The following is an 18,921-nucleotide window of genomic DNA, read 5'->3' on the forward strand; positions in this document are numbered from 1 at the left end:
GCGAACAGGGATCCGACCCCTGGCCTGTTACAACCGCACCAGCAGGTTCTTGGCAATCAGCCCGTGCAGCTTGCCGATGCCGCGTGCCAGATGCATCGTCAGCAGCAGCAGCAGCGCGCCCGCCGCAGCAACCGTGATCGCCACCAGCGGCGATGCAGCCATCGGCAGTACATTCACGCCATCGACGTACACGCCCGGAATGTCGCCACTGAAGATTGCCGCGACCGGCGCCCAGATCAGGCTCAGCGACAGCGACAGCAGCGTCACCGCGAGGGTGAAGTAGATGACGCCCAGCGGCAGCATCAGCACGAAGTACAGCAGGGTGAGCCAGGTGCGGCCATCGGTGAACATGTCGCCGATGCGCTGCAGCCAGGTGCGGCTGCGATCGGTGTAACGCGGACGGCGCGGCATGCGCTCGCCCAGCAGCGCTTCCACCAGCCGCCCTTCCAGCAGCGCCAGCCCGCGCACCGAGCCGAAGAACAGCACGGTCAGCGGAATGCCCACGATCAGGATCAGCAGGCCCAGCGACAGCGACAGGCCGGTCACCACCCAGGTGAAGAAGAAGATGCCGGTAGCCAGCGACAGCAGCATGTAGAACAGCGCACCGTAGGTGTGCGGATCGGTCACCACGCCGAAGAAACGCGCCAGCAGCGAGCGCTGCACCGGCGCCGGCGGCGGTGCGGCCGGCTCGACGCCACTGGCTTCGGCCGCTGCGCGCAGCACCGGTGCGGTATCGGCACGCGGCGTGCGCAGCGCGCGGTTCACCGTCACTTCGGTCTCGCGGTAGATCTCGGCCACTTCGTCCGGCGCGCCGTAGCTGCCGGCCACGTCGGCGATCACCTCGGCCTCGCTGCGACCGGGCTGCGCCGCCAGCTCCGAGCGCAGGTACTCCTCGGCGTCGTACAGCGCGTCCTGCACCATCGCCGGGTCGGCGCCTTCCAGCGCCGCGCGCAGCTGCGCCAGGTACTGCGGGATGGTGGTCGGCAGGGTGCGGCCTGCCAGGCTCGGATCGTTCATTGCGGTACCCCCTCCAACACGGAATCGACGGAATCGCGGGTGGCCTGCCAGGCCTGGCGCCACTGCGCCAGCACCTCGCGGCCACGTTCGTTGATGCGGTAGTAGCGTCGCGGCGGCCCGCTGCTGGACGGCTCCACATGGCTTTCCAGCAGGCCGGCTCCTTCCAGATTGCGCAGCACCGGGTACAGCGCGCTCTGCTTGCCGCTCAGCACGCCCTCGCCCACCCGCTCCAGCTCCTTGGCAATGAGGTAGCCGTACAGCGGCTCCCCGGCCCGGGCCAGCACCGCCAGCAGGGCCAGCGACACCGTTCCGGCGCTGAGCTCCTTCTGGAACTTCTTCAGCTGGACATCGTCCTCGGACATGACCGGCCCTCCACTACGTTGAAGTCCACAGTAGTGCGAAGTTCGGTATAGCGAATGTGTCGTTAGTCATCGTGCCGGTTGGCGTGGCCGGGCCGCTCGCGCAGAATCGAAGCCTCGTTCATGTTCCGGGGATCCCATGCCGCACCTTCGTCGCCTTGCCCTGACCGCCATCGCCCTGTCCTGCCTGCTGCCCGCCATGGCCAGTTCGGCCACGCCCTACCGCAGCCCGCAGCAGATCCTCGACGCTTCGGCCGCCAGCGACTGGCGCACCCCGGACCCGGCCAACCTGCTGTACATGGACCTGCCGGCCGGTCGCGTGATCATCGAGCTCGCGCCGCAGTTCGCCCCGCGCCATGTCGCCAACATCCAGACCTTCGCCCACGAGCACTTCTGGGACGGCACCAGCATCTACCGCTCACAGGACAACTTCGTGGTGCAGTTCGGCGATGCCGACGCCGATGACGCCGCCAAGGCCAAGCCGTTCGGCAGTGCCGAGCGCAAGCTGCCGGCCGAATTCGAGCGCGCCGGCGCCGGCCTGAAGGTGAGCGTGCTGCCGGACCGCGATGGCTGGGCCGCGCAGACCGGTTTCGTCGATGGCTTCCCGGTGGGCCAGGACCCGCAGGCCGGCAAGGCCTGGCTGGCGCACTGCTACGGCATGCTGGGCGCCGGCCGCAGCAACGAAGAGGACAGCAGCATCGGTGCCGAACTGTACGTGGTGACCGGGCAGTCACCGCGTCAGCTGGACCGCAACATCACCCTGGTCGGCCGCGTGCTGAAGGGCATGGAACTGCTCAGCGCAACGCCGCGCGGACCGGCGCCGATGGGCTTCTACACCGACCCGAAGCTGCGCACACCGATCGTGTCGATCCGCCGTGCCAGCGACGTGCCGGCGGCCGAACGCACGCCGATCCAGGTGCTGCGCACCGATTCGAAGACGTTCGCCGATACGGTGGAGGCGCGACGCAATCGCGTGGATGATTTCTACAAGCGCCCGGCGGGGCATATCGATCTTTGCAATATTCCGGTGCCGGTGCGGTGATGGTTTCCACACGTTACGCGTGCTGAAGGTACTTCACTGTTCATGGGCGTCACTTTTCTTTTCGCGCGAAAAGAAAAGTAACCAAAAGAAACGCGCCGCCAGGTCGGGAGCCGCCGTGCTTCGCACGTCGGTACCCTGCGCTTCTCGGTGAAACAGGGGACGGTGCCGAACTCGCTACGCTCAGACATCGGCACCTCTTCGCCCCTGATTCCCCTGCGATGCTCGGCTCACTCAAGGCGGACCCAAGGTCAAGAGCCACAGCTGCACGACGATGCATGGTAGTGCCGGGCCGGGCCCGGCGAGCGAAGCGACCGCTTCTGCCTTTGATCTTGGATCCGCCTTGAGCGAGCCGAGCACCGCAGGTCCGGCGAGGGCGAAGAGGCGCGGGTGTCTGAGCGCAGCGAGTTCCCGCGCCGTCCCTCGACGGGCCGAGGAGCGCAGGGCACCGGTGCGCAGCACCGGCTCGCGGCCGGCGGAACGTTTCTTTTGGTTACTTTTCTTTGCGTACAAAGAAAAGTAACGCCCATGAACAGTGAAGCACCTTCAGCACGCGCAACGCGCAAAACGCCAATTCCTCAGCCCTTCTGGCTCACCGCCACGCTGCCCAGAATCAACACACCCGCAATCAGCATCTGCACCGTCACCGCCTCCCCCAGGAACAACCACGCAAACGCCGCGCCGAACAGCGGAATCAGGTAGGTCACCGTCGACGCCCGTGACGGGCCGATACGGCCGATCAGGCGGTAGAACATCAGGAACGCCAGCCCGGTGCAGGCTACGCCCAAGGCGATCGCCGCGCCCCAGGCCTTCAGCGGAATCGCCGCCTGCGGCCAGTGGCTCACCGCCATCGGCAGCATCCACAGCGAGGCACACGACAGCGTTGCCGCCGCCGCTGCCGCCGACGGCAGGCCGGTCATGTGCCGCTTCACCAGGTTCACGCCCAGGCCGTACAGCAGCGAAGCCGCCGCACCGGCCAGCACCGCGGTGCCGATACTCAGGCCGGAAACCTTGGCGGTGGCCAGCACCACTACGCCGGCGAAGCCAACCAGCAAGGCACCGGCGCGGCGCATGCCGATCTTCTCGCCGAAGAACAGGAAGGCGATCAGCGCGGCGAACAGCACGGTCATCGCATTGCAGATCGCGCCGATCGCCGCCGGCGCCTGTTCCGCTGCATAGGCGAACAGCACGAACGGCAACGCCGAGTTGATCAGGCCGATCGGTGCCAGCCACAGCCAGCGCCGCGGCGGGAACTGCGCGCGGGCGCGCCACAGGAACGGCAGCAGCACCAGCGCACCCAGCACCAGCCGCACTTCGACCAGCGCGAACGGGCCGAACGACGGCACCGCCACCCGCATGAACAGGAACGAGCAGCCCCAGATGGCGCCCAGCAGGGTCAATTCCAGCGGCGTGCGCCAATCGCGCTCGGCCGCCTGTGGGACCGCATTCATGCCTTGCCTCCGTACATCGTCAGTTCCTCGCCAAGGCGGATAGGATCAGGCGCAGACGCCCGCCGCACAAGCGCGTAGTATCGCTGCCAGCCACAAATATGGTTTGAGGCTCGACATGCTGCTACGCCCTTCCCTGCTACCCGCACTGGCCGTGTTCGCGGTCGCCGCGCGCCACCAGAACTTCGCCCAGGCCGCGCAGGAGCTGCACCTGACCGCCAGCGCGGTCAGCCACCACGTCCGCCGCCTGGAAGAAGTGCTGGAAGTACGGCTGTTCCTACGCCACGCCCGCGGCGTGCGCCTGACTGCCGAGGGCCGGCAACTGGCCGACGCCGCCAGCGCCGCCTTCACCGATGTCGCGGCCGTCGCCCATCACCTGCAGCCGGATGCCGACAGCGTGCCGCTGCGGATCACCACGCTGCGCTCGCTGTCCTACTGCTGGCTGCTGCCACGGCTGCCGCGCTTCACCCAGGCCTACCCGCACATCCGCATCGAACTGCATACCGGCAGCGGGCTGGATCGCTATGACGACAACGGCCCGGAAGTGGGCATCCGCTACGGCCTGGGCCAATGGCCCGGCCTGCGTGCGCAGCACCTGATGGATGACTACCTGTTCCCGGTCGCCTCACCGGCACTGGCCGGCGTCGAAACGCTGGTCGATCCGGCGCGCATCGCCGACCTGCCGCTGCTCACCGACCTGTCGCCGCAGGGCTGGCGCGACTGGTTCCGCCACGCCGGCGTGCGCACGCCGTCGCCGCTGCCACCCATGCACACCTTCGCCGACAGCACCGATGCGATGCGTGCAGCGGTGTATGGCATGGGCGCGGTGCTGGCGCGCACCCACATCGCCCAGCCCTATCTGCAGCGCTACGAGGTGGTGCGCCTGCCCGGCCTGGCGCTGAAGGCGCGCTATGCGTACCACGTAGTGCATGCCGAAGGACAACCGCCCAGCCCGGCCGCACGCCTGTTCATCGACTGGCTGCTGGAGCAGGCGCAGGACGAACGCACACCGATTCCCGCATTGCCGGACAGCCTGCTCGGGCGTCCGGCCACACGCGCCTGACTGCACCCTCACCCGTTCTTTGCCCGGCGCTGGCTAGGCTGCAGGCAACTCCACAACGTACATACGCCATGGCCATGCTGCGACTGCGCATCACCGGAACTGAAGACGACGCCCGTGCCATCAGCGACCTGCTGCTCGGCCTGGAGGGCATCGAGCATGTCGAGGAAACCGACGACCTGATGCCGCACATGGACGACGACGATTCCAGCTCGGCCGGGCTGTCCGACGACATCGGCCCGGGCATCCATGAGCTGGAAGTGGAAGTCGGCAATGAAAGCACCGCGCAGAAGGTGCGCGACGCAGTGCAGGAACTGGCGCTGGAGCTGGATGTGTTCGTCGAGTACGAGACCGACGAGGGCTGATGCCGGCGGGCTGCCGGCATCAGCCTCCACCTCAGAGGTTGGGCGGCAGCTTGCGACGGCGGCGGCGCCACCATGCACGCACACCCCAGGCCGCGATCAAGGCCAGCACCGCCACCGGCAGCAGCGCGGCGACGGCGCGGATCAGGAACGCAACGCTGGTGCTGAGGATGCTGCCCGACTCGCTCAGCGCCTCGCCGATCTCGCTGCGGCTGCGCTGGCCGGACGTGGTATCGAAATGGATCGTCACCAGCTGGGTATCGATGCGCCGGCGCTGCTGCGCGGCATCCTTGCTGGCCTGCTCGACACCCGCCTCGATCTCGGACAGCCGCGTGGTGATCGCCATCAGGTCCTCGATCTTCAGGTCCTTGCGGTCCTGGTAGGCCAGCAGCCGCGCGTGTTCCTTCTCCAGCCGCGCCTTGGTCAGCGCGGTGTCGGCCACGGCCTGCGCGAGGTCCTCGGCACGCGTGTTGCGCGACTGCAGCGTGCCGCCCTCACCGGCCAACGCGATCAACGGCTCGGTGCCCTTCGGTGCAATCCGCACCTTGACCTCGCCACTGGGCTGCTCGCCACTGCGCTGGTCTACCTGCAGCACCGCGCAGTCACCGAACTTCGCGCTCTGGCAGGCCTGTGCCACCTGCTGGATGCGCGGTGCGATCTGCGCCGCTTCCAGTTGCACCTGCACGTCGTGTTCGTAGGCGAGGAATGCGCCTTCCGGTGAAGCGATGGCAGCCTCGGCCGCCGTGGCGCCCGCATCCGCCGCCATGTCGCCCTGCTTGGCGCAGGCGCCCAGCGCCAGCAGCAGCACCGGCATTGCCGCCATGCACGTCCACGCGCGCACCGGCCTCACAGTGCGGCCCCGTCGTAGGAGGTCACCGCCAGCGTGGCCAGATCCACTGCAGGCACGCAGCGCACGTTCACCGCCACCATCGGCATACCGCTGCGCGGATCCACCGCCTCGCTGTAGGGGGCAATGCCGCATTCGCGGCAATGGTGATGGTCGATGTGGGCCTTGTTGAAGTGGTAGGTGGCCACGTCCGCCGGATCGGTGCTCAGCTGGAACGCTTCGCGCGGGGCGAACCACAGCAGGCTGCCACGGCGGCGGCACATCGAGCAGTTGCAGTCGATGACGTCGCTGATCGGCGCCCCGGCCTGTACGGTGAATGCGATCCTGCCGCAATGGCAGCTTCCCTGGTATTCCATGTTCTGCGCTCCTTTGGAGGGTCCTTGTCTGCGCCCATGGTAATCCTATGGCACGGGGACAAAGCAGCCACGCGGCCCTATGCTCAGGGTTTGACCCCGTACAGGAACGCCGATGCGCCCGCATCTTCTTGCCCTCGCCCTGGTCGCCGCGCTGGCCGGTTGCCAGCCGGCCGACGCCCCGACCAACGCTTCCACCCCGGCCACCAGCCAGCAGGCCGGTGACGCGGCGGTCGATGCCGCCTTCGCCGACCTGTCCAAGCGCGCCCTGGACACCTGGATGCAGCTGTCGCCGGTCAGCGCTACCCAGATCGGTGACCACCGCTACGACAGCGAGCTGGACGACCTCAGTGCCGCCGGCCAGCAGAAGACCCTGGCAGCCTACAAGGCGCTGCTGGGCGAGCTGGACAAGATCGAGGTGGCCAAGCTGGGCCGCGAGAACCAGGTAGACGCGGCGATCCTGCGCAACCAGCTGCAGTCGGAAATCTGGAATGCCGAAGTGCTGCAGTCCGGCAAGTGGGATCCGCAGCTGTACAACGGCATTGCCGGCAGCGCGATCTACGGCCTGATGGCGCGCGAGTTCGCGCCGCTGCCGGAGCGCCTGAAGTCGGCCACCGCACGCATGGAAAAGCTGCCGGCGATCTTCGCCCAGGCCCGCGAGAACCTGGATCCGGCGCGGGTGCCGAAGATCCACGCCGAGACGGTGGCCAAGCAGAACAAGGGCATCCTCAGCATCGTCGATACCTTCATCACCCCGCACATCGGTGAACTGCCGCAGGCCGACCAGCAGCGCCTGCAGGCCGCCATCGACGGCCTGAAGAAGGCGGTGGACGAGCAGCAGACCTGGCTGGACAAGACCCTGGTGCCGAATGCCAAGGGCGACTTCCGCATCGGTGCGGAAAAGTACGACCAGAAGCTGAAGTTCGCGCTGAGCTCCTCGCTGTCGCGCCAGGAGATCGGTGAGCGTGCACGCGCCGAACTCAAGCGCGTGCGCGAAGACATGTACGGCATCGCGCAGACCGTGCTGAAGGACAAGCCGGGTGCGCCGGAGATGCCGGCCCAGCCGACCGACGAGCAGCAGCAGAAGGCCATTGAAGCTGCGCTGGAGCTGGCCTACGCCGACAAGCCGGCACGCGACAAGGTCGTCGACGATGCCAAGGCCTCACTGGAGCAGTCCACCGCGTTCGTGCGCGAGCACGATCTGATGACGCTGCCCGACGCGCCGGTGGACATCATCCTGATGCCGGAATTCCAGCGTGGCGTGGCCGTGGCCTACTGTGATTCACCGGGTCCGCTGGACAAGAACCTGAAGACCTTCTACGCCGTGTCGCCGATTCCGGACGACTGGAACGACAAGCAGGTCGACTCGTTCCTGCGTGAGTACAACTCGCGCATGATCCACCTGCTGAGCATCCACGAAGGCACCCCGGGCCACTACCTGGAAGGCTGGCATTCGGCCAAGTTCCCCTCCACCCTGCGTGCGGTGCTGCGTTCAGGCCTGTTCGCCGAAGGCTGGGCGGTCTACACCGAGCGCATGATGCAGGAGCAGGGTTACCTCAACAACGACCCGCTGTTCCACCTGGTGCAGCTGAAGTTCTACCTGCGCACGATATCCAACGCGATCCTCGACCAGGGCGTGCACGTGGACAACTGGGATCGCGAGAAGGCAATGCACCTGATGACCCACGACGCGTTCCAGCAGGAAAGCGAAGCGGCGGGCAAGTGGGTGCGTGCACAGCTGACCTCGGCACAGCTACCGACCTACTTCGTCGGTGCGCAGGAACACTTCGACACCCGCAAGGCGGTGCAGGAGAGGCTGGGCGACAAGTTCAACCTGAAGGCGTACCACGACCAGATGCTGTCCTACGGCGCCCCGCCGGTGCGTTTCGCACGCCAGCTGATGCTGGACCAGCCGATCGAGTGATCGGGGTGGTGTAAGTTGGAAACGGAACGGCCCGGGCAAACCCGGGCCGTTTCTGCAGGCCGCCCCGAAATGACGGAACGGAGAACTCAGACGACCACTGCTGAGTAGACTCGAGCGGCGAGATCATGCGCGACGCCCATATTGACCAGTGCAAAATCAGACTCGTCTTCCCCACCAGTCTTTTTGACAATCTCCTGCAACTGGTACCTGCGCTCATACGAGGCCAGCACATCGCCAACGTCGCCCTTCGAACGGGCAGCACAAACGATCACCTTGCATCCTGCCTGTGCAAATTGGTCGATCAGACCATCCACGGTTCCGGAAACATCACCACGGTTGAAAATTCCGATCTTGCATCCGTTGATCTGAACCATTGCACTGAAGTCGAGCTTGTGGCCAATAGCCTCAAACGAAATGAATCGCGTGGCAGAGTGCGCAGCCAGCAGTCGGTACAACATGAGAAGCGTCGAGCTCTTTCCCGAGTTGCTGGCGCCACGAAGCGCGATCAGCTGTTTTTTCATTTTCCAAGTCCATTTTCAGGGTTGAAATAATGCTGCCGGAACCTGGCAGCGAGCACACACATCATGCCACCGAGTTGCACCGGATTCAGCGGCATTGAATGGCGGCAATCCAAGTGTCGGCACCCGCCTGGTTCACGGGACTCTTCGGTCTTCAGACACCATCGACAGCCCTTTTGCCATCTCCGCTGAAAGCCCTCACTTTAGCTCCAAGTAGTTGCCTAAACTGCGCTTCAGTGCACCCAGTCTTCGCACACCCTTGCGGCACCAGCGTCGCCCGTACCGGCGGCTGCATTTCACTCAGTGGCACCGCGTCACGCAACTGCTCCTTGGTGGGATAGACATATACCAACCGGTAGTGCGCCCTCCCGCTGTGCCCACGCCAGCGTTCGAACTGCAGCAGGCCACCGATCGGCGTCTTCTCGTACTGCCCCGGCAGGCTGTAGTCGCTGATTCCCAACGCCGCCAGCACCGAGCCGATGTTGGAATCGTGACCGACCAGCAGGGTCACCTTCGGCGACGCCGGGTCGTCGAACAACGCATTCACTCTTGTCAGCAGCGGAGCGGCCACATCACGCGCCACCTCGGGCGTTCCGAACAGGATGTCCTGGTAGCGGTTGCGGATCTGCGCCAGCGCCTGCCATTGCGCCTCGGTGGTCAACCGGCCCCAGCCTTCGCGGGGGATGCCACTGCCCTGGTAGTGCTCCATCAACAAGGCATCGACCAGCCCGCTGGCCAGCGCCAGTGATCCGGACGCGCGAGGCTCCTTGCCCGGTTCCGTACTGAAGGTGGTATCGGCCAGCGCCAGATGGCAGTCGCTGTGCCCCTTGCATGCCGCCGACTGCGGATAGCGGGTGATCTCCTCCACCACGGACAAAGCCGGTGCCAGGTCCACTGCGGCCAGCGCTCGCTGCATTGACTCCAGCACGCGCGTGCGGAATGCCGCGTCGTCGTTGTGGATCACCGGATCGAACAGCGGATCCATCGTCCCCAGCGCCATGCGCTGTTCGACCGTGACATGGCAGCCCGGAAACGCACCGGCAATGAAGAACTGCGCGGTGGCCTGGGTGCGCTGCAGGCTGTTGGCGTACGCGTGGAAGTCATCCTCCTGCGGGCAACCCGACACCGGCAACAGCTGCGCCTGGCGCAGCCACTGGCCGATGTAGCGCCCCATGTAGACCTCCAGCACACCGCCCTTGGTGGTCAGCTCGCCCGGTGCCACCTCCCAGCGCGGCCAGTCCTCGGGCGTCGCATTGGCCAGCGCGCCGGAGGCGACCACTGGCGCGCGCAGGTTGTGGCGGCTGAGCAGGACGACCTGCTCGAGCTGGTCGCCGTCCATGGGTGCCGGCGCAGCCGTGGCAACCGTAGCAACCGTGGCAACCAGGCTGAGTGCCAGCAACAGGGAGCGCAGGGGGCGGATCATGCAGGTCTCCGGAAACACGCTGGGGTCAGAGCCCTTTCCTGCGGAAAGGGATCCGACCCCGAAACGATCATTGATCGGCAGCAACAAATCCACCGGTCTGTCGTGCCCACAACCGTGCGTACAGACCACCGGCAGCAATCAGCTCGGCGTGGCTGCCGGTCTCGACGATGCGTCCCTGGTCCATCACCACCAACCGGTCCATGCGCGCGATGGTCGACAGCCGGTGCGCGATCGCGATCACCGTCTTGCCGCCCATCAGCTCATCCAGGCTGTCCTGGATGGCCGCTTCCACTTCCGAGTCCAGTGCCGAGGTTGCTTCGTCCAACACCAGGATCGGGGCGTCCTTCAGCAGCACGCGGGCAATGGCGATGCGTTGGCGCTGGCCGCCGGACAGCTTCACGCCGCGCTCGCCGACATGTGCGTCGTAGCCACGACGCCCCTGCCCGTCCACCAGCGTATCGATGAAGGCTTCGGCACGTGCCTTGGCCACCGCAGCGCGCAGCTGCTCATCGGTCGCGTCTGGACGGCCGTACAGCAGGTTGTCGCGGATCGAGCGGTGCAGCAGCGAGGTGTCCTGGGTGACCACACCGATCTGCTGGCGCAGGCTTTCCTGGGTGACGTAGGCAATGTCCTGGCCGTCGATCAGGATGCGGCCGCTTTCCAGGTCGTACAGGCGCAGCAGCACATTGACCAGGGTCGACTTGCCGGCCCCCGAAGGACCGACCAGGCCGATCTTCTCGCCCGGCTTCACCACCAGGTCCAGGCCTGCGATCACGCCACCCTTCTTGCCGTAGTGGAAGTGGATGTCCTGGAAATGCACGCCGCCACGGGTCACCTGCAACGGCACTGCATCCTCGCGGTCCTGCACGGTCAGCGGCTGGGCGATGGTGGTGATGCCATCCTGCACCGTGCCGATGTCCTCGAAGATGCCGTTGATGGTCCACATGATCCAGCCGGACATGTTGTGGATGCGGATCACCAGGCCGGTCGCCAGCGTGATCGCACCGACGGTGATGTGGCCGCCATTCCAAAGCCACAGCGCCAGCCCACAGGTACCGGCGATCAGGAAACCGTTGACGATGGCGATGGTCAGGTCCATGCCGGTGGTCACCCGGGTCTGCGCGCGGTGCTTGACCGCCAGTTCCTGGATCGACTCGGCCACGTAGGCCTGCTCGCGCCCGCCATGGGCGAACAGCTTCAGCGTGGGAATGTTGGTGTAGCCATCGACGATGCGGCCCATCGCCTTGGAACGCGCTTCGGACGCAATCCAGGCCCGTTCCTTCGCGCGCGGCACGAAGTAGACCATGATCACCGCATAGGCCAGCAGCCACAGGATCAGCGGCACCATCAGCCGCCAGTCGGCCTGCGCGAACAGGTACAGCGCGGTGCCGGTATAGACCACGATGTACCAGAGCGAATCGACCATCTGCACCGCCGACTCGCGCAGCGAGGTACCGGTCTGCATCACCCGGTTGGCGACGCTGCCGGCGAAGTCGTTCTGGAAGAAGCTCAGGCTCTGCCGCACCACATAGTTGTGCATCAACCAGCGCGAGCGGTTGCTCAGGCCGGGCACGATGGCCTGGTTGACCAGCAGGTTGTGCAGGCCGACCAGGATCGGACGCGCGATGACCGTGATGAACAGCATCCAGCCCAGGTCGTTGGCATGGCGCTTGAAGAAGTCGGCACCGGGCTGCTCGGCGACCATGTCGACGATGCGGCCCAGGTAATCGAACATCGCCACTTCCACCAGCGCCAGCAGCAGGCCGGCGATGAGCGTGGCCAGCAGCACCGGCCACACCGGGCGCAGGTAGTGCAGGTAGAACGGCAGCACTTTGCGCGGAGGCATCCGCCCGTCCACGGGCGGGAACACCGGAATCAGGGATTCAAACCAACGGAACATCGCATTCCCTCGCCATCTTTAGCTGGCGGAGTATCCCATGCCGCATGTGTACGCCGGCCGACGATCGCTGCGGCTGCGGTCGTGCCGGCCGCTGGCCGGCAACCTTGTGACGCATCCGGGGATCATGAGGTTGCCGGCCGCAGGCCGGCACTACCCATCGGATTCGTCAAACGTCAGCGCCGGGCCACGCCCGGCGGCGTCATTTCACTGGGGTGAACAGCAGGTCCTGGAAATCGAAACTGAAATCGGTCAGGTCGGAAATCGGCTGCATGCGCACCTCGCGCACCTTGCCGTCCGGGTCCAGGCTGAAGTTCACGAACGCGTCGGCGTTGAGCGAACGGTCGTCCCAGCGCACGATGAAGGTGTCGTGCTGCCAGTGCTCCAGGCGACCGCTCAGCTGCGCGGTCCTGGCAAAGCGCAGGCGCAGTCCCTTGCCCTCGGCACTGACCTGCATGTCGCCATACCAGCGGTCGCGGAACGTGCCTGTGTAGCCGGCCAGCGCCAGCGACGGCCTGCTGCCCTTGTCGCGCGCGCTCTGGTGCTTGGCCCACGCCTCGTCGGCCTTGTCCTGTCCCTTGGCCACGGCCTTGGCATAGGCGTCCACCCAGTCATGCTTTTCACCGCCCAGGTAGGCATCGAGCACACTCAGGGTGATCGCATTGAACGCCGCGCCCACTTCCTGATTGGTCAGCACCACCACGCCCAGTTTCTCGCCCGGTACCAGGGTCAGCCGCGAGACCATGCCCGGCCAGCCACCGGTGTGCCAGACCAGCTTCTGCCCGCGGTAGTCGCTCAGGCTCCAGCCTTCGCCATAGCCGGCGAAGTTGGCCCGCGCCGGTGCCAGCTCCGGCACGCTCGGCGCCGGGATCGACTGCGGCGTGATCATCCGCCACATCTGCTGCTGGCTCTTCTCGGAGAACAACGGCGTGCCGTCGGCCAGTTTGCCTTCGGCCAGCTGCACCTGCATCCAGCGCGCCATGTCGTGCGCGCTGGAATAGATGCCGCCGGCGCCGGCATTGTTCGACCAGGTCAGCGGCGCGACGGTACGCAGGTCCTTGAAATCGTACTTGGCGTGGCCGACCGCGGCCTTGTCGCCCGGCTTCAGGTGATCGGCGTTGTAGCGCGTGCCGGCCATGCCCACCTTGTCGAAGATGCGGGTCTGCAGGAACTGCTGGTAACTCATGCCGGAAACATGCTCGATCACCTGCTGGGCGACCGCGTACAGGATGTTGTCGTACGCATAGCCCTCGCGGAATCCACCCTTCAGCGGCACCTTGCCCAGCCGTTCCACCACTTCGGCATTGCTGTAGGAGGTGGTCGGCCAGAACAACAGGTCACCGGCGCCCAGGCTCAGTCCGCTGCGATGCGACAGCAGGTCGCGGATCGTCATCTGGCCGGTCACGAACGGATCGGACATGCGGAACGACGGCAGGTGGTCGATCACCTTGTCGTCCATCTTCAGCTTGCCGTCCTCGGCCAGCAGGTTCAGCGAGGTGGCGGTGAACGCCTTGGTGTTGGACGCAATGGCAAACAGCGTATCGGCCTGCACCGGTTCCGGCTTGCCCTGCTCGCGCACGCCCCAGCCGCGCTCCAGCACCACCTCGCCATCCTTGACCACCGCCACCGCAATGCCGGGCACGTCGAACTGCGCGCGCACGCGCTCGACGGTTGCATCCAGCTCCTGCAGCTGCGCCGGGGTGGCAGCGCTCGCCATGGTCGTGCACGCCAGCAGCACGGCTCCTCCAATCCAGGGTTTCATCCAGCACGATCTCCGAACAGGGGTGGCGGCCATGTGCAGGCCGTCACCGGGGTTTCGCGGGATGGTAACGTTCTGCGTTGCACCCTGCCCTGTGCCATAGGAGGGGTGTCATGGGCGAGAACGGCCAACCGAGCAGCGGCTCCACCATCATTCCGTGCCTGCGCTACCGCGATGCGCAGGCTGCCATCGACTGGCTCCAGCGCGCCTTCGGCTTCCATGCCCAGGCCGTCTACGCCGATGGCGATACGGTGTTCCATGCGCAGCTGACCTTCGGCACCGGCATGATCATGCTGGGCTCGGCCAGCAACCAGAGCGCGTGGAGCGAGCATGCGGCGATGCCTGATGAGGTCGGCGGCCGCCAGACGCAGATTGCCTGCGTGATCGTCACCGATGCCGACGCGCACTACGCCCGGGCCAAGGCCGCCGGTGCCCGAATCGTCATCGACATCGCCGACCAGGACTACGGCGGCCGTGGCTATGCCTGCGCCGACCCGGAAGGCTACCTGTGGTGGTTCGGCAGCTACGACCCGTGGCGCGCGGACCACGGCCAGTGACCGCCGGAGCGATCCGCTGCGGCATCGGTGGCTGGGTGTTTCCCGAATGGCGCGGCGGCGTTTTCTACCCCGTAGGCCTGCCACAGCGTGAAGAACTGGCCCATGCCAGCCGTGCCCTGCGTTGCATCGAAATCAACGGCACCTTCTACCGCACGCCCACCGCCGCGCAGTGCGCGCAGTGGGCCGCACAAACGCCGGAAGGCTTCCGGTTTTCGATGAAGGCGCCACGCTACCTGGTGCAGCGCCGCGACCTGTCCAGCACGGTCGAGGCGGCCGCGCCCTTCCTGCAGGCGGCGACCGCGCTCGGTGACCGGCTGGGCCCGCTGCTGTGGCAGTTCGATCCACGGCATCCGGCCGACGCCGAAGCACTGGAACGGCTGATGGCACAGCTGCCGAAGCATCTGGACGGGGTGCCGCTGCAGCATGCGCTGGAGGTCCGCAACGCCGAGGCACATGGCCCGGCACTGGTCGACGCCGCCCGCCGCCACGGCGTGGCGCTGGTGATCGAGGATAGCGACGAGGCGCCATTGCACGGCGATGTCAGTGCCGGCTTCGTCTATGCGCGGATCAAGCGCAGCCAGGCCCGCTTGAACGAGGGCCTGCCGGCGCCCGTGCAGCAGCGCTGGGCCGAACGCGCACGCCGCTGGTCATGCGGTGAACCAGTGGATGACCTGCCCTGCCTGGCCGCGCCAGCTCCGGAAACCCCGCGCGAGGTCTACCTGCTGTGCATCGGCGCGGGCAAGGCACGCAACCCGGCGGCGGCGATGGCCCTGCAGCGGCGGGTTGGCCAGGGCAGCGATCCCGCACGCGGGTAGCGCTGCGACGTTCGCCTTGCCTCACAATAGGCGGATGAGCACACCCGACACCCGCAAAGCGCTGTGGCAGATCCACTTCTGTGTCCTGCTGTGGGGCGTCACCGCCATCCTCGGCAAGCTGATCACCCTGCCCGCATTGCCGCTGGTGTGGTGGCGCATGCTGCTGGTGACGGCGATGCTGGCCCTGCTGCCGCGGGTCTGGCGCGGGCTGCGCACCCTGCCCCTGCGGCTGGTGGCCGGTTACGCCGGTATCGGTGCGCTGGTCGCCCTGCACTGGCTGACCTTCTACGGCGCGGTGAAACTGGCCAATGCCTCGGTGGCCGCCACCTGCATTGCACTGGCCCCGGTGTTCACCTCGATCATCGAACCCTGGGTCGCCAAGCGGCCGTTCCAGCTACGTGAACTGGCGTTCGGCCTGGCGGTGCTGCCGGGTGTTGCGCTGGTGGTCGGTGGCGTGCCCGATGGCATGCGCCTGGGTGTCTTGATCGGCGCGATATCGGCGCTGCTGGTGGCGGTGTTCGGCTCGCTCAACAAGCGCATGGTCAGCCACGCCGATCCGCTCACGGTCACCGCCCTGGAGCTGGGTGCCGGCACCCTCACCCTGACCCTGCTGGCACCGCTGATGCCCTACCTGCTGCCAGCACTGGCCAGCCCGCTGTGGGTGGTCCCGAATCTGCACGACAGCATCCTGCTGCTGGTGCTGGCCGGGTTCTGCACGCTGCTGCCGTTCGCCCTGGCCCTGGTCGCACTGCGCCACCTGAGCGCCTATACGGTGCAGTTGGTGACCAACCTGGAGCCGGTCTATGCGGTGGTGCTGGCGGTGGTGCTGCTGCGCGAGCAGCACGAGGTCACGCCGTGGTTCTACCTGGGCGTGGCCATCATTGTCGGCGCGGTGTTCCTGCATCCGCTGCTGAACCGCCGCAAGCCGGTGCAGCACCCGGAAATCCTTGGCACGGCCGAGGCACGCAACATCGCCGATTGAGTGCATCCGCGCATGGCGTGGATCTGCCGGATCCGGATCGATGTCTCAACGCTGCGGCCAATGCCAGGCCGGCGCATCCAGCAGGCCCTGCCCGCTCAGCAGCGTGCGGCCCTGTTCCTTGTGCAGATGCAGCGAGTGGCAGCCCGGCGCCTGCTCCAACGCCGCGATCAGCCGGCTGGCGTGTGACACCACCCACACCTGGCTGCGCGCACTGGCGGCGATGATCAGCCGCGCCAGCGCCGGCAGCAGGTCCGGATGCAGGCTGGTCTCCGGCTCGTTCAGCACCAGCAGCGGCGGTGGCCGCGGCGTGTGCAGTGCCGCGGCCAGCAGCAGGAATCGCAGGGTACCGTCAGACAATTCGGCCATCGACAACGGCCGCAGCAGCCCGGGCTGGTGGAATCGCAGGGCCAGTCGACCGTCCAGCTCTTCGAAGCCGACCGTGGCGCCGGGGAAGGCATCATCGACACTGCGTGCCAACGCAACCGGATCTCCGATCTCGAGAATGGTCACCCAGGCCGCCGCCAGATCCCGGCCGTCGTGATGCAGCACCGGCGTGCGCGTTGCCATCGCCGGTTGTCGCGCCGGGGCATCGGCGTCGCTGCGGAAATGATCGTAGAAGCGCCAGCGACGGATGTACTCACGCAGGGCGATGGTTTCCGGCATGCGCTGCGGATCGCCGACCTGGGTGAACAGGCTGTCGAACAGTGACAACCGGTCATCCACGAGATCCCAGCCGTGCGCATGGCGTTGCCGCACCATTGCCCCACGGCGATCGACCAGCAGGTTGGCGCTGCGCAGGAACGGCCCGGCCCAGATCGCCTCCGCCTTGATCTGCGGATCCAGCGCAAACGCGGAACGGCTGGGTGGCGGGTAGCCCAGGTCGATGGCATAGCCGAACTCGTCGGTGGTGAATCCCAGCTTCAGCCCCACTGACGCCTGCCGGGGCCCGCCCTGCAGCGGGATCTCGCCGGCCGCGACCCGGCGATCGATGGATTCGGGGCCGGCCCACAGCGCCGAACCAAGTCCCCCTTCGCGGGCCAGCACCGCCGCGACGCCGCCCTGGGCGGTTTCCGCCAGCAGGCGCAGCGCGCGGTACAGGCTGGATTTGCCACTGCCGTTGTCACCGCTGACCACGTTCAACGGCTGCAGCGGCAGTACCAGCCCGTGCAGCGAGCGATAGTGGGCGATGGCCAGGGTCTGCAGCATGGCTGGTGTCCGTGGAAACAGGGACGTCATGCTGGCCGGTTCTGATCGCAGGAGCTGCGACGCCAAGTAAAACGGGAAGAGCATCCACGCATGGCGTGGATCTACTGGAGCGGCATCGAATCATCCACGCGTCGCATGCGTTCAGCGCGCGAACCGCCGTGTTTCAGCCCGCCAGCTCCACCCGGTTGCGACCGTTGCCCTTGGCCCGGTACAGCGCCTTGTCGGCGCGCGCCAGCATCTCATCCACGCTTTCACCGGGCTGGTGCTGGGCCACACCAATGCTGATCGTGACCGGGAATCCCAGCGGCAGATCCGCCACGGCCAGGCGCAGGAACTCGCATTGCAGTTCGGCCGTGCGCAGATCAGCGCCCGGCATCACCGCCACGAACTCCTCGCCACCATAGCGCGCGGCCATGCCACGGCCGGCAAAATGCGAACGCAGCAGCACGCCCAGCTCGGCCAGTACCCGGTCGCCGGTGGCGTGGCCCTGGAAGTCATTGATGTGCTTGAAATGATCGATGTCCAGCAGGGCCACGCAGGCTACTCCCGGTTGCCCATCGATCTCCGCAACCGCCTCTTCCAGTGCCGCTGCCATCGCGCGGCGGTTGGGCAGGCCGGTCAGCGCATCGGTGCGGCTCTGTTCGGCCAGGTCGGCATTCTGCGCCAGCAGCACGTCCTGGTACTCCGACAGCAGGCGCTCGTAGTCATCGCGTTCCAGCATGTGCTTCTGGATGTCGAGCGCGAAACGACGCAGCTCCATCACCAGCATCACCTGCCGTGACAGCGCGGCCAGCGCCTCGGCCTTGTCGCTGGGCAGGTGCTGCGGCTGTGCATCGAACACGCACAGCGTACCCAGCGGCAGGCCATCGGAACTGATCAGCGGCGCACCGGCGTAGAAGCGGATGTGCGGGTCGCCGGTCACCACCGGGTTGTCGTGGAAGCGGATGTCCTGCAACGCATCCTCAACCACCATGATTTGGTGCGGCTGCAGGATGGCGTGGCCACACATCGATTCGCTGCGCAGGTTTTCCGCCGCGTCGATGCCCTGGATCGACTTGAACCATTGCCGTTCGACGTCAATCAGGGTCACCGCCGCCATCGAGGTACCGCAGACCGCCTTGGCGATCGCCACCAGGTCGTCGAATGACTTCTCGCGCTGCGAATCAAGGATCCGGTAGCGGTACAGCGCCTCGAGCCGAAGGGCTTCGTTGGCAGGCTTGTCGGGCTTGATCATGCAGCGTCACGTTCCGGCAGGTCACTGCAAAGTCTAGCTGATGCCGGCGCGTAATCCGCACAACGGGTAGTGCCGGCCGCTGGCCGGCATCCCGCGCGCATTCGATGCTTGGAGCAGCCGG

The 18,921-nt window shown here is 66.6% G+C and carries 18 protein-coding genes; 7 read left to right on the forward strand and 11 right to left on the reverse strand.

Annotated features, from left to right (window positions below; translation table 11 throughout):
* Positions 1-27: 27 nt before the first annotated feature.
* Complete coding sequence (locus tag H4O10_RS03065; protein ID WP_049454730.1) at positions 28-1,017, reverse strand: sensor domain-containing protein; 990 nt, start codon at positions 1,015-1,017, stop codon at positions 28-30.
* Entirely contained in the window at positions 1,014-1,379 is a 366-nt protein-coding gene (locus H4O10_RS03070; protein ID WP_032128337.1) for a PadR family transcriptional regulator, read from the reverse strand. The genes H4O10_RS03065 and H4O10_RS03070 overlap by 4 nt, the downstream gene beginning before the upstream one ends.
* 136 nt (positions 1,380-1,515) lie before the next feature.
* Between H4O10_RS03070 and H4O10_RS03075 the strand changes: the two genes are divergently transcribed.
* Entirely contained in the window at positions 1,516-2,418 is a 903-nt protein-coding gene (locus tag H4O10_RS03075) for a peptidylprolyl isomerase (RefSeq protein ID WP_049454728.1), read from the forward strand.
* Between the two features lie 575 nt (positions 2,419-2,993).
* Here the strand turns inward: H4O10_RS03075 and H4O10_RS03080 are convergent.
* A complete protein-coding gene (locus H4O10_RS03080; RefSeq protein ID WP_049454681.1) occupies positions 2,994-3,866 on the reverse strand; it encodes a DMT family transporter in 873 nt (290 codons plus the stop codon).
* A 115-nt stretch (positions 3,867-3,981) separates the two neighbouring features.
* On the opposite strand from H4O10_RS03080, the gene H4O10_RS03085 reads away from it, so the two are divergent.
* Positions 3,982-4,926 (forward strand): LysR substrate-binding domain-containing protein, encoded by a 945-nt coding sequence (locus H4O10_RS03085; protein ID WP_049454683.1) that lies wholly within the window; start codon positions 3,982-3,984, stop codon positions 4,924-4,926.
* Between the two features lie 68 nt (positions 4,927-4,994).
* Positions 4,995-5,288 carry a hypothetical protein gene (locus H4O10_RS03090; RefSeq protein ID WP_005408721.1) on the forward strand — a complete coding sequence of 98 codons (294 nt, stop codon included), beginning with the start codon at positions 4,995-4,997 and terminating at the stop codon, positions 5,286-5,288.
* A 31-nt stretch (positions 5,289-5,319) separates the two neighbouring features.
* Here H4O10_RS03090 and H4O10_RS03095 read toward each other — a convergent pair whose 3' ends face one another.
* Together H4O10_RS03095 and H4O10_RS03100 are read right to left on the reverse strand one after the other, a co-directional pair.
* Positions 5,320-6,108: a DUF4349 domain-containing protein gene (locus H4O10_RS03095; protein WP_005412726.1), complete on the reverse strand. Its 789-nt coding sequence runs from the start codon at positions 6,106-6,108 to the stop codon at positions 5,320-5,322.
* Between the two features lie 23 nt (positions 6,109-6,131).
* Positions 6,132-6,488, reverse strand: coding sequence for a GFA family protein (locus tag H4O10_RS03100; protein ID WP_012479600.1), 357 nt, complete (start codon positions 6,486-6,488; stop codon positions 6,132-6,134).
* A 112-nt stretch (positions 6,489-6,600) separates the two neighbouring features.
* Between H4O10_RS03100 and H4O10_RS03105 the strand changes: the two genes are divergently transcribed.
* Positions 6,601-8,409, forward strand: coding sequence for a DUF885 domain-containing protein (locus H4O10_RS03105; protein ID WP_049454685.1), 1,809 nt, complete (start codon positions 6,601-6,603; stop codon positions 8,407-8,409).
* A gap of 86 nt (positions 8,410-8,495) precedes the next feature.
* On the opposite strand, the gene H4O10_RS03110 is transcribed toward H4O10_RS03105, so the two are convergent.
* From H4O10_RS03110 to H4O10_RS03125, 4 genes are all read right to left on the reverse strand, one after another.
* Positions 8,496-8,930 carry a hypothetical protein gene (locus H4O10_RS03110; RefSeq protein ID WP_033835119.1) on the reverse strand — a complete coding sequence of 145 codons (435 nt, stop codon included), beginning with the start codon at positions 8,928-8,930 and terminating at the stop codon, positions 8,496-8,498.
* 151 nt (positions 8,931-9,081) lie between these two features.
* On the reverse strand, positions 9,082-10,350 hold the full coding sequence (gene agp / locus H4O10_RS03115) for a bifunctional glucose-1-phosphatase/inositol phosphatase (protein WP_049454686.1): 1,269 nt from the start codon (positions 10,348-10,350) through the stop codon (positions 9,082-9,084).
* Positions 10,351-10,417: 67 nt separating this feature from the next.
* Positions 10,418-12,250, reverse strand: a complete 1,833-nt coding sequence (smrA, locus tag H4O10_RS03120; protein WP_049454688.1) for a multidrug efflux ABC transporter SmrA — start codon at positions 12,248-12,250, stop codon at positions 10,418-10,420.
* Between the two features lie 199 nt (positions 12,251-12,449).
* Positions 12,450-14,009, reverse strand: a complete 1,560-nt coding sequence (locus tag H4O10_RS03125; protein ID WP_033835117.1) for a serine hydrolase — start codon at positions 14,007-14,009, stop codon at positions 12,450-12,452.
* 110 nt (positions 14,010-14,119) lie between these two features.
* Here H4O10_RS03125 and H4O10_RS03130 point away from each other — a divergent pair, with 110 nt between their 5' ends.
* The 3 genes from H4O10_RS03130 to H4O10_RS03140 are packed head-to-tail and all read left to right on the forward strand — an operon-like array spanning position 14,120 to position 16,360.
* Positions 14,120-14,563 (forward strand): VOC family protein, encoded by a 444-nt coding sequence (locus H4O10_RS03130; protein WP_049454691.1) that lies wholly within the window; start codon positions 14,120-14,122, stop codon positions 14,561-14,563.
* The gene (locus H4O10_RS03135; RefSeq protein WP_049454693.1) at positions 14,560-15,378 is read left to right on the forward strand and encodes a DUF72 domain-containing protein; all 819 of its coding nucleotides are present in this window, start codon (positions 14,560-14,562) and stop codon (positions 15,376-15,378) included. The genes H4O10_RS03130 and H4O10_RS03135 overlap by 4 nt, the downstream gene beginning before the upstream one ends.
* A 34-nt stretch (positions 15,379-15,412) precedes the next feature.
* Positions 15,413-16,360: a DMT family transporter gene (locus tag H4O10_RS03140; protein ID WP_005408711.1), complete on the forward strand. Its 948-nt coding sequence runs from the start codon at positions 15,413-15,415 to the stop codon at positions 16,358-16,360.
* 45 nt (positions 16,361-16,405) lie between these two features.
* On the opposite strand, the gene H4O10_RS03145 is transcribed toward H4O10_RS03140, so the two are convergent.
* Both H4O10_RS03145 and H4O10_RS03150 read right to left on the reverse strand, forming a co-directional pair.
* Positions 16,406-17,566: an AAA family ATPase gene (locus tag H4O10_RS03145; RefSeq protein WP_049454695.1), complete on the reverse strand. Its 1,161-nt coding sequence runs from the start codon at positions 17,564-17,566 to the stop codon at positions 16,406-16,408.
* A 163-nt stretch (positions 17,567-17,729) separates the two neighbouring features.
* Positions 17,730-18,800, reverse strand: coding sequence for a sensor domain-containing diguanylate cyclase (locus tag H4O10_RS03150; RefSeq protein WP_005412715.1), 1,071 nt, complete (start codon positions 18,798-18,800; stop codon positions 17,730-17,732).
* Positions 18,801-18,921: the final 121 nt, after the last annotated feature.

The organism is Stenotrophomonas sp. I18B00994, from assembly GCF_014145825.1.
Lineage (GTDB): Bacteria > Pseudomonadota > Gammaproteobacteria > Xanthomonadales > Xanthomonadaceae > Stenotrophomonas > Stenotrophomonas maltophilia.

Coding starts and splice junctions, on each gene's coding strand:
- H4O10_RS03065 (WP_049454730.1), bottom strand. CDS start 1,017: ATGAACGATCCGAGCCTGGCAGGCCGCACCCTGCCGACCACCATCCCG.
- H4O10_RS03070 (WP_032128337.1), bottom strand. CDS start 1,379: ATGTCCGAGGACGATGTCCAGCTGAAGAAGTTCCAGAAGGAGCTCAGC.
- H4O10_RS03075 (WP_049454728.1), top strand. CDS start 1,516: ATGCCGCACCTTCGTCGCCTTGCCCTGACCGCCATCGCCCTGTCCTGC.
- H4O10_RS03080 (WP_049454681.1), bottom strand. CDS start 3,866: ATGAATGCGGTCCCACAGGCGGCCGAGCGCGATTGGCGCACGCCGCTG.
- H4O10_RS03085 (WP_049454683.1), top strand. CDS start 3,982: ATGCTGCTACGCCCTTCCCTGCTACCCGCACTGGCCGTGTTCGCGGTC.
- H4O10_RS03090 (WP_005408721.1), top strand. CDS start 4,995: ATGGCCATGCTGCGACTGCGCATCACCGGAACTGAAGACGACGCCCGT.
- H4O10_RS03095 (WP_005412726.1), bottom strand. CDS start 6,108: ATGGCGGCAATGCCGGTGCTGCTGCTGGCGCTGGGCGCCTGCGCCAAG.
- H4O10_RS03100 (WP_012479600.1), bottom strand. CDS start 6,488: ATGGAATACCAGGGAAGCTGCCATTGCGGCAGGATCGCATTCACCGTA.
- H4O10_RS03105 (WP_049454685.1), top strand. CDS start 6,601: ATGCGCCCGCATCTTCTTGCCCTCGCCCTGGTCGCCGCGCTGGCCGGT.
- H4O10_RS03110 (WP_033835119.1), bottom strand. CDS start 8,930: ATGAAAAAACAGCTGATCGCGCTTCGTGGCGCCAGCAACTCGGGAAAG.
- agp (WP_049454686.1), bottom strand. CDS start 10,350: ATGATCCGCCCCCTGCGCTCCCTGTTGCTGGCACTCAGCCTGGTTGCC.
- smrA (WP_049454688.1), bottom strand. CDS start 12,250: ATGTTCCGTTGGTTTGAATCCCTGATTCCGGTGTTCCCGCCCGTGGAC.
- H4O10_RS03125 (WP_033835117.1), bottom strand. CDS start 14,009: ATGAAACCCTGGATTGGAGGAGCCGTGCTGCTGGCGTGCACGACCATG.
- H4O10_RS03130 (WP_049454691.1), top strand. CDS start 14,120: ATGGGCGAGAACGGCCAACCGAGCAGCGGCTCCACCATCATTCCGTGC.
- H4O10_RS03140 (WP_005408711.1), top strand. CDS start 15,413: ATGAGCACACCCGACACCCGCAAAGCGCTGTGGCAGATCCACTTCTGT.
- H4O10_RS03145 (WP_049454695.1), bottom strand. CDS start 17,566: ATGCTGCAGACCCTGGCCATCGCCCACTATCGCTCGCTGCACGGGCTG.
- H4O10_RS03150 (WP_005412715.1), bottom strand. CDS start 18,800: ATGATCAAGCCCGACAAGCCTGCCAACGAAGCCCTTCGGCTCGAGGCG.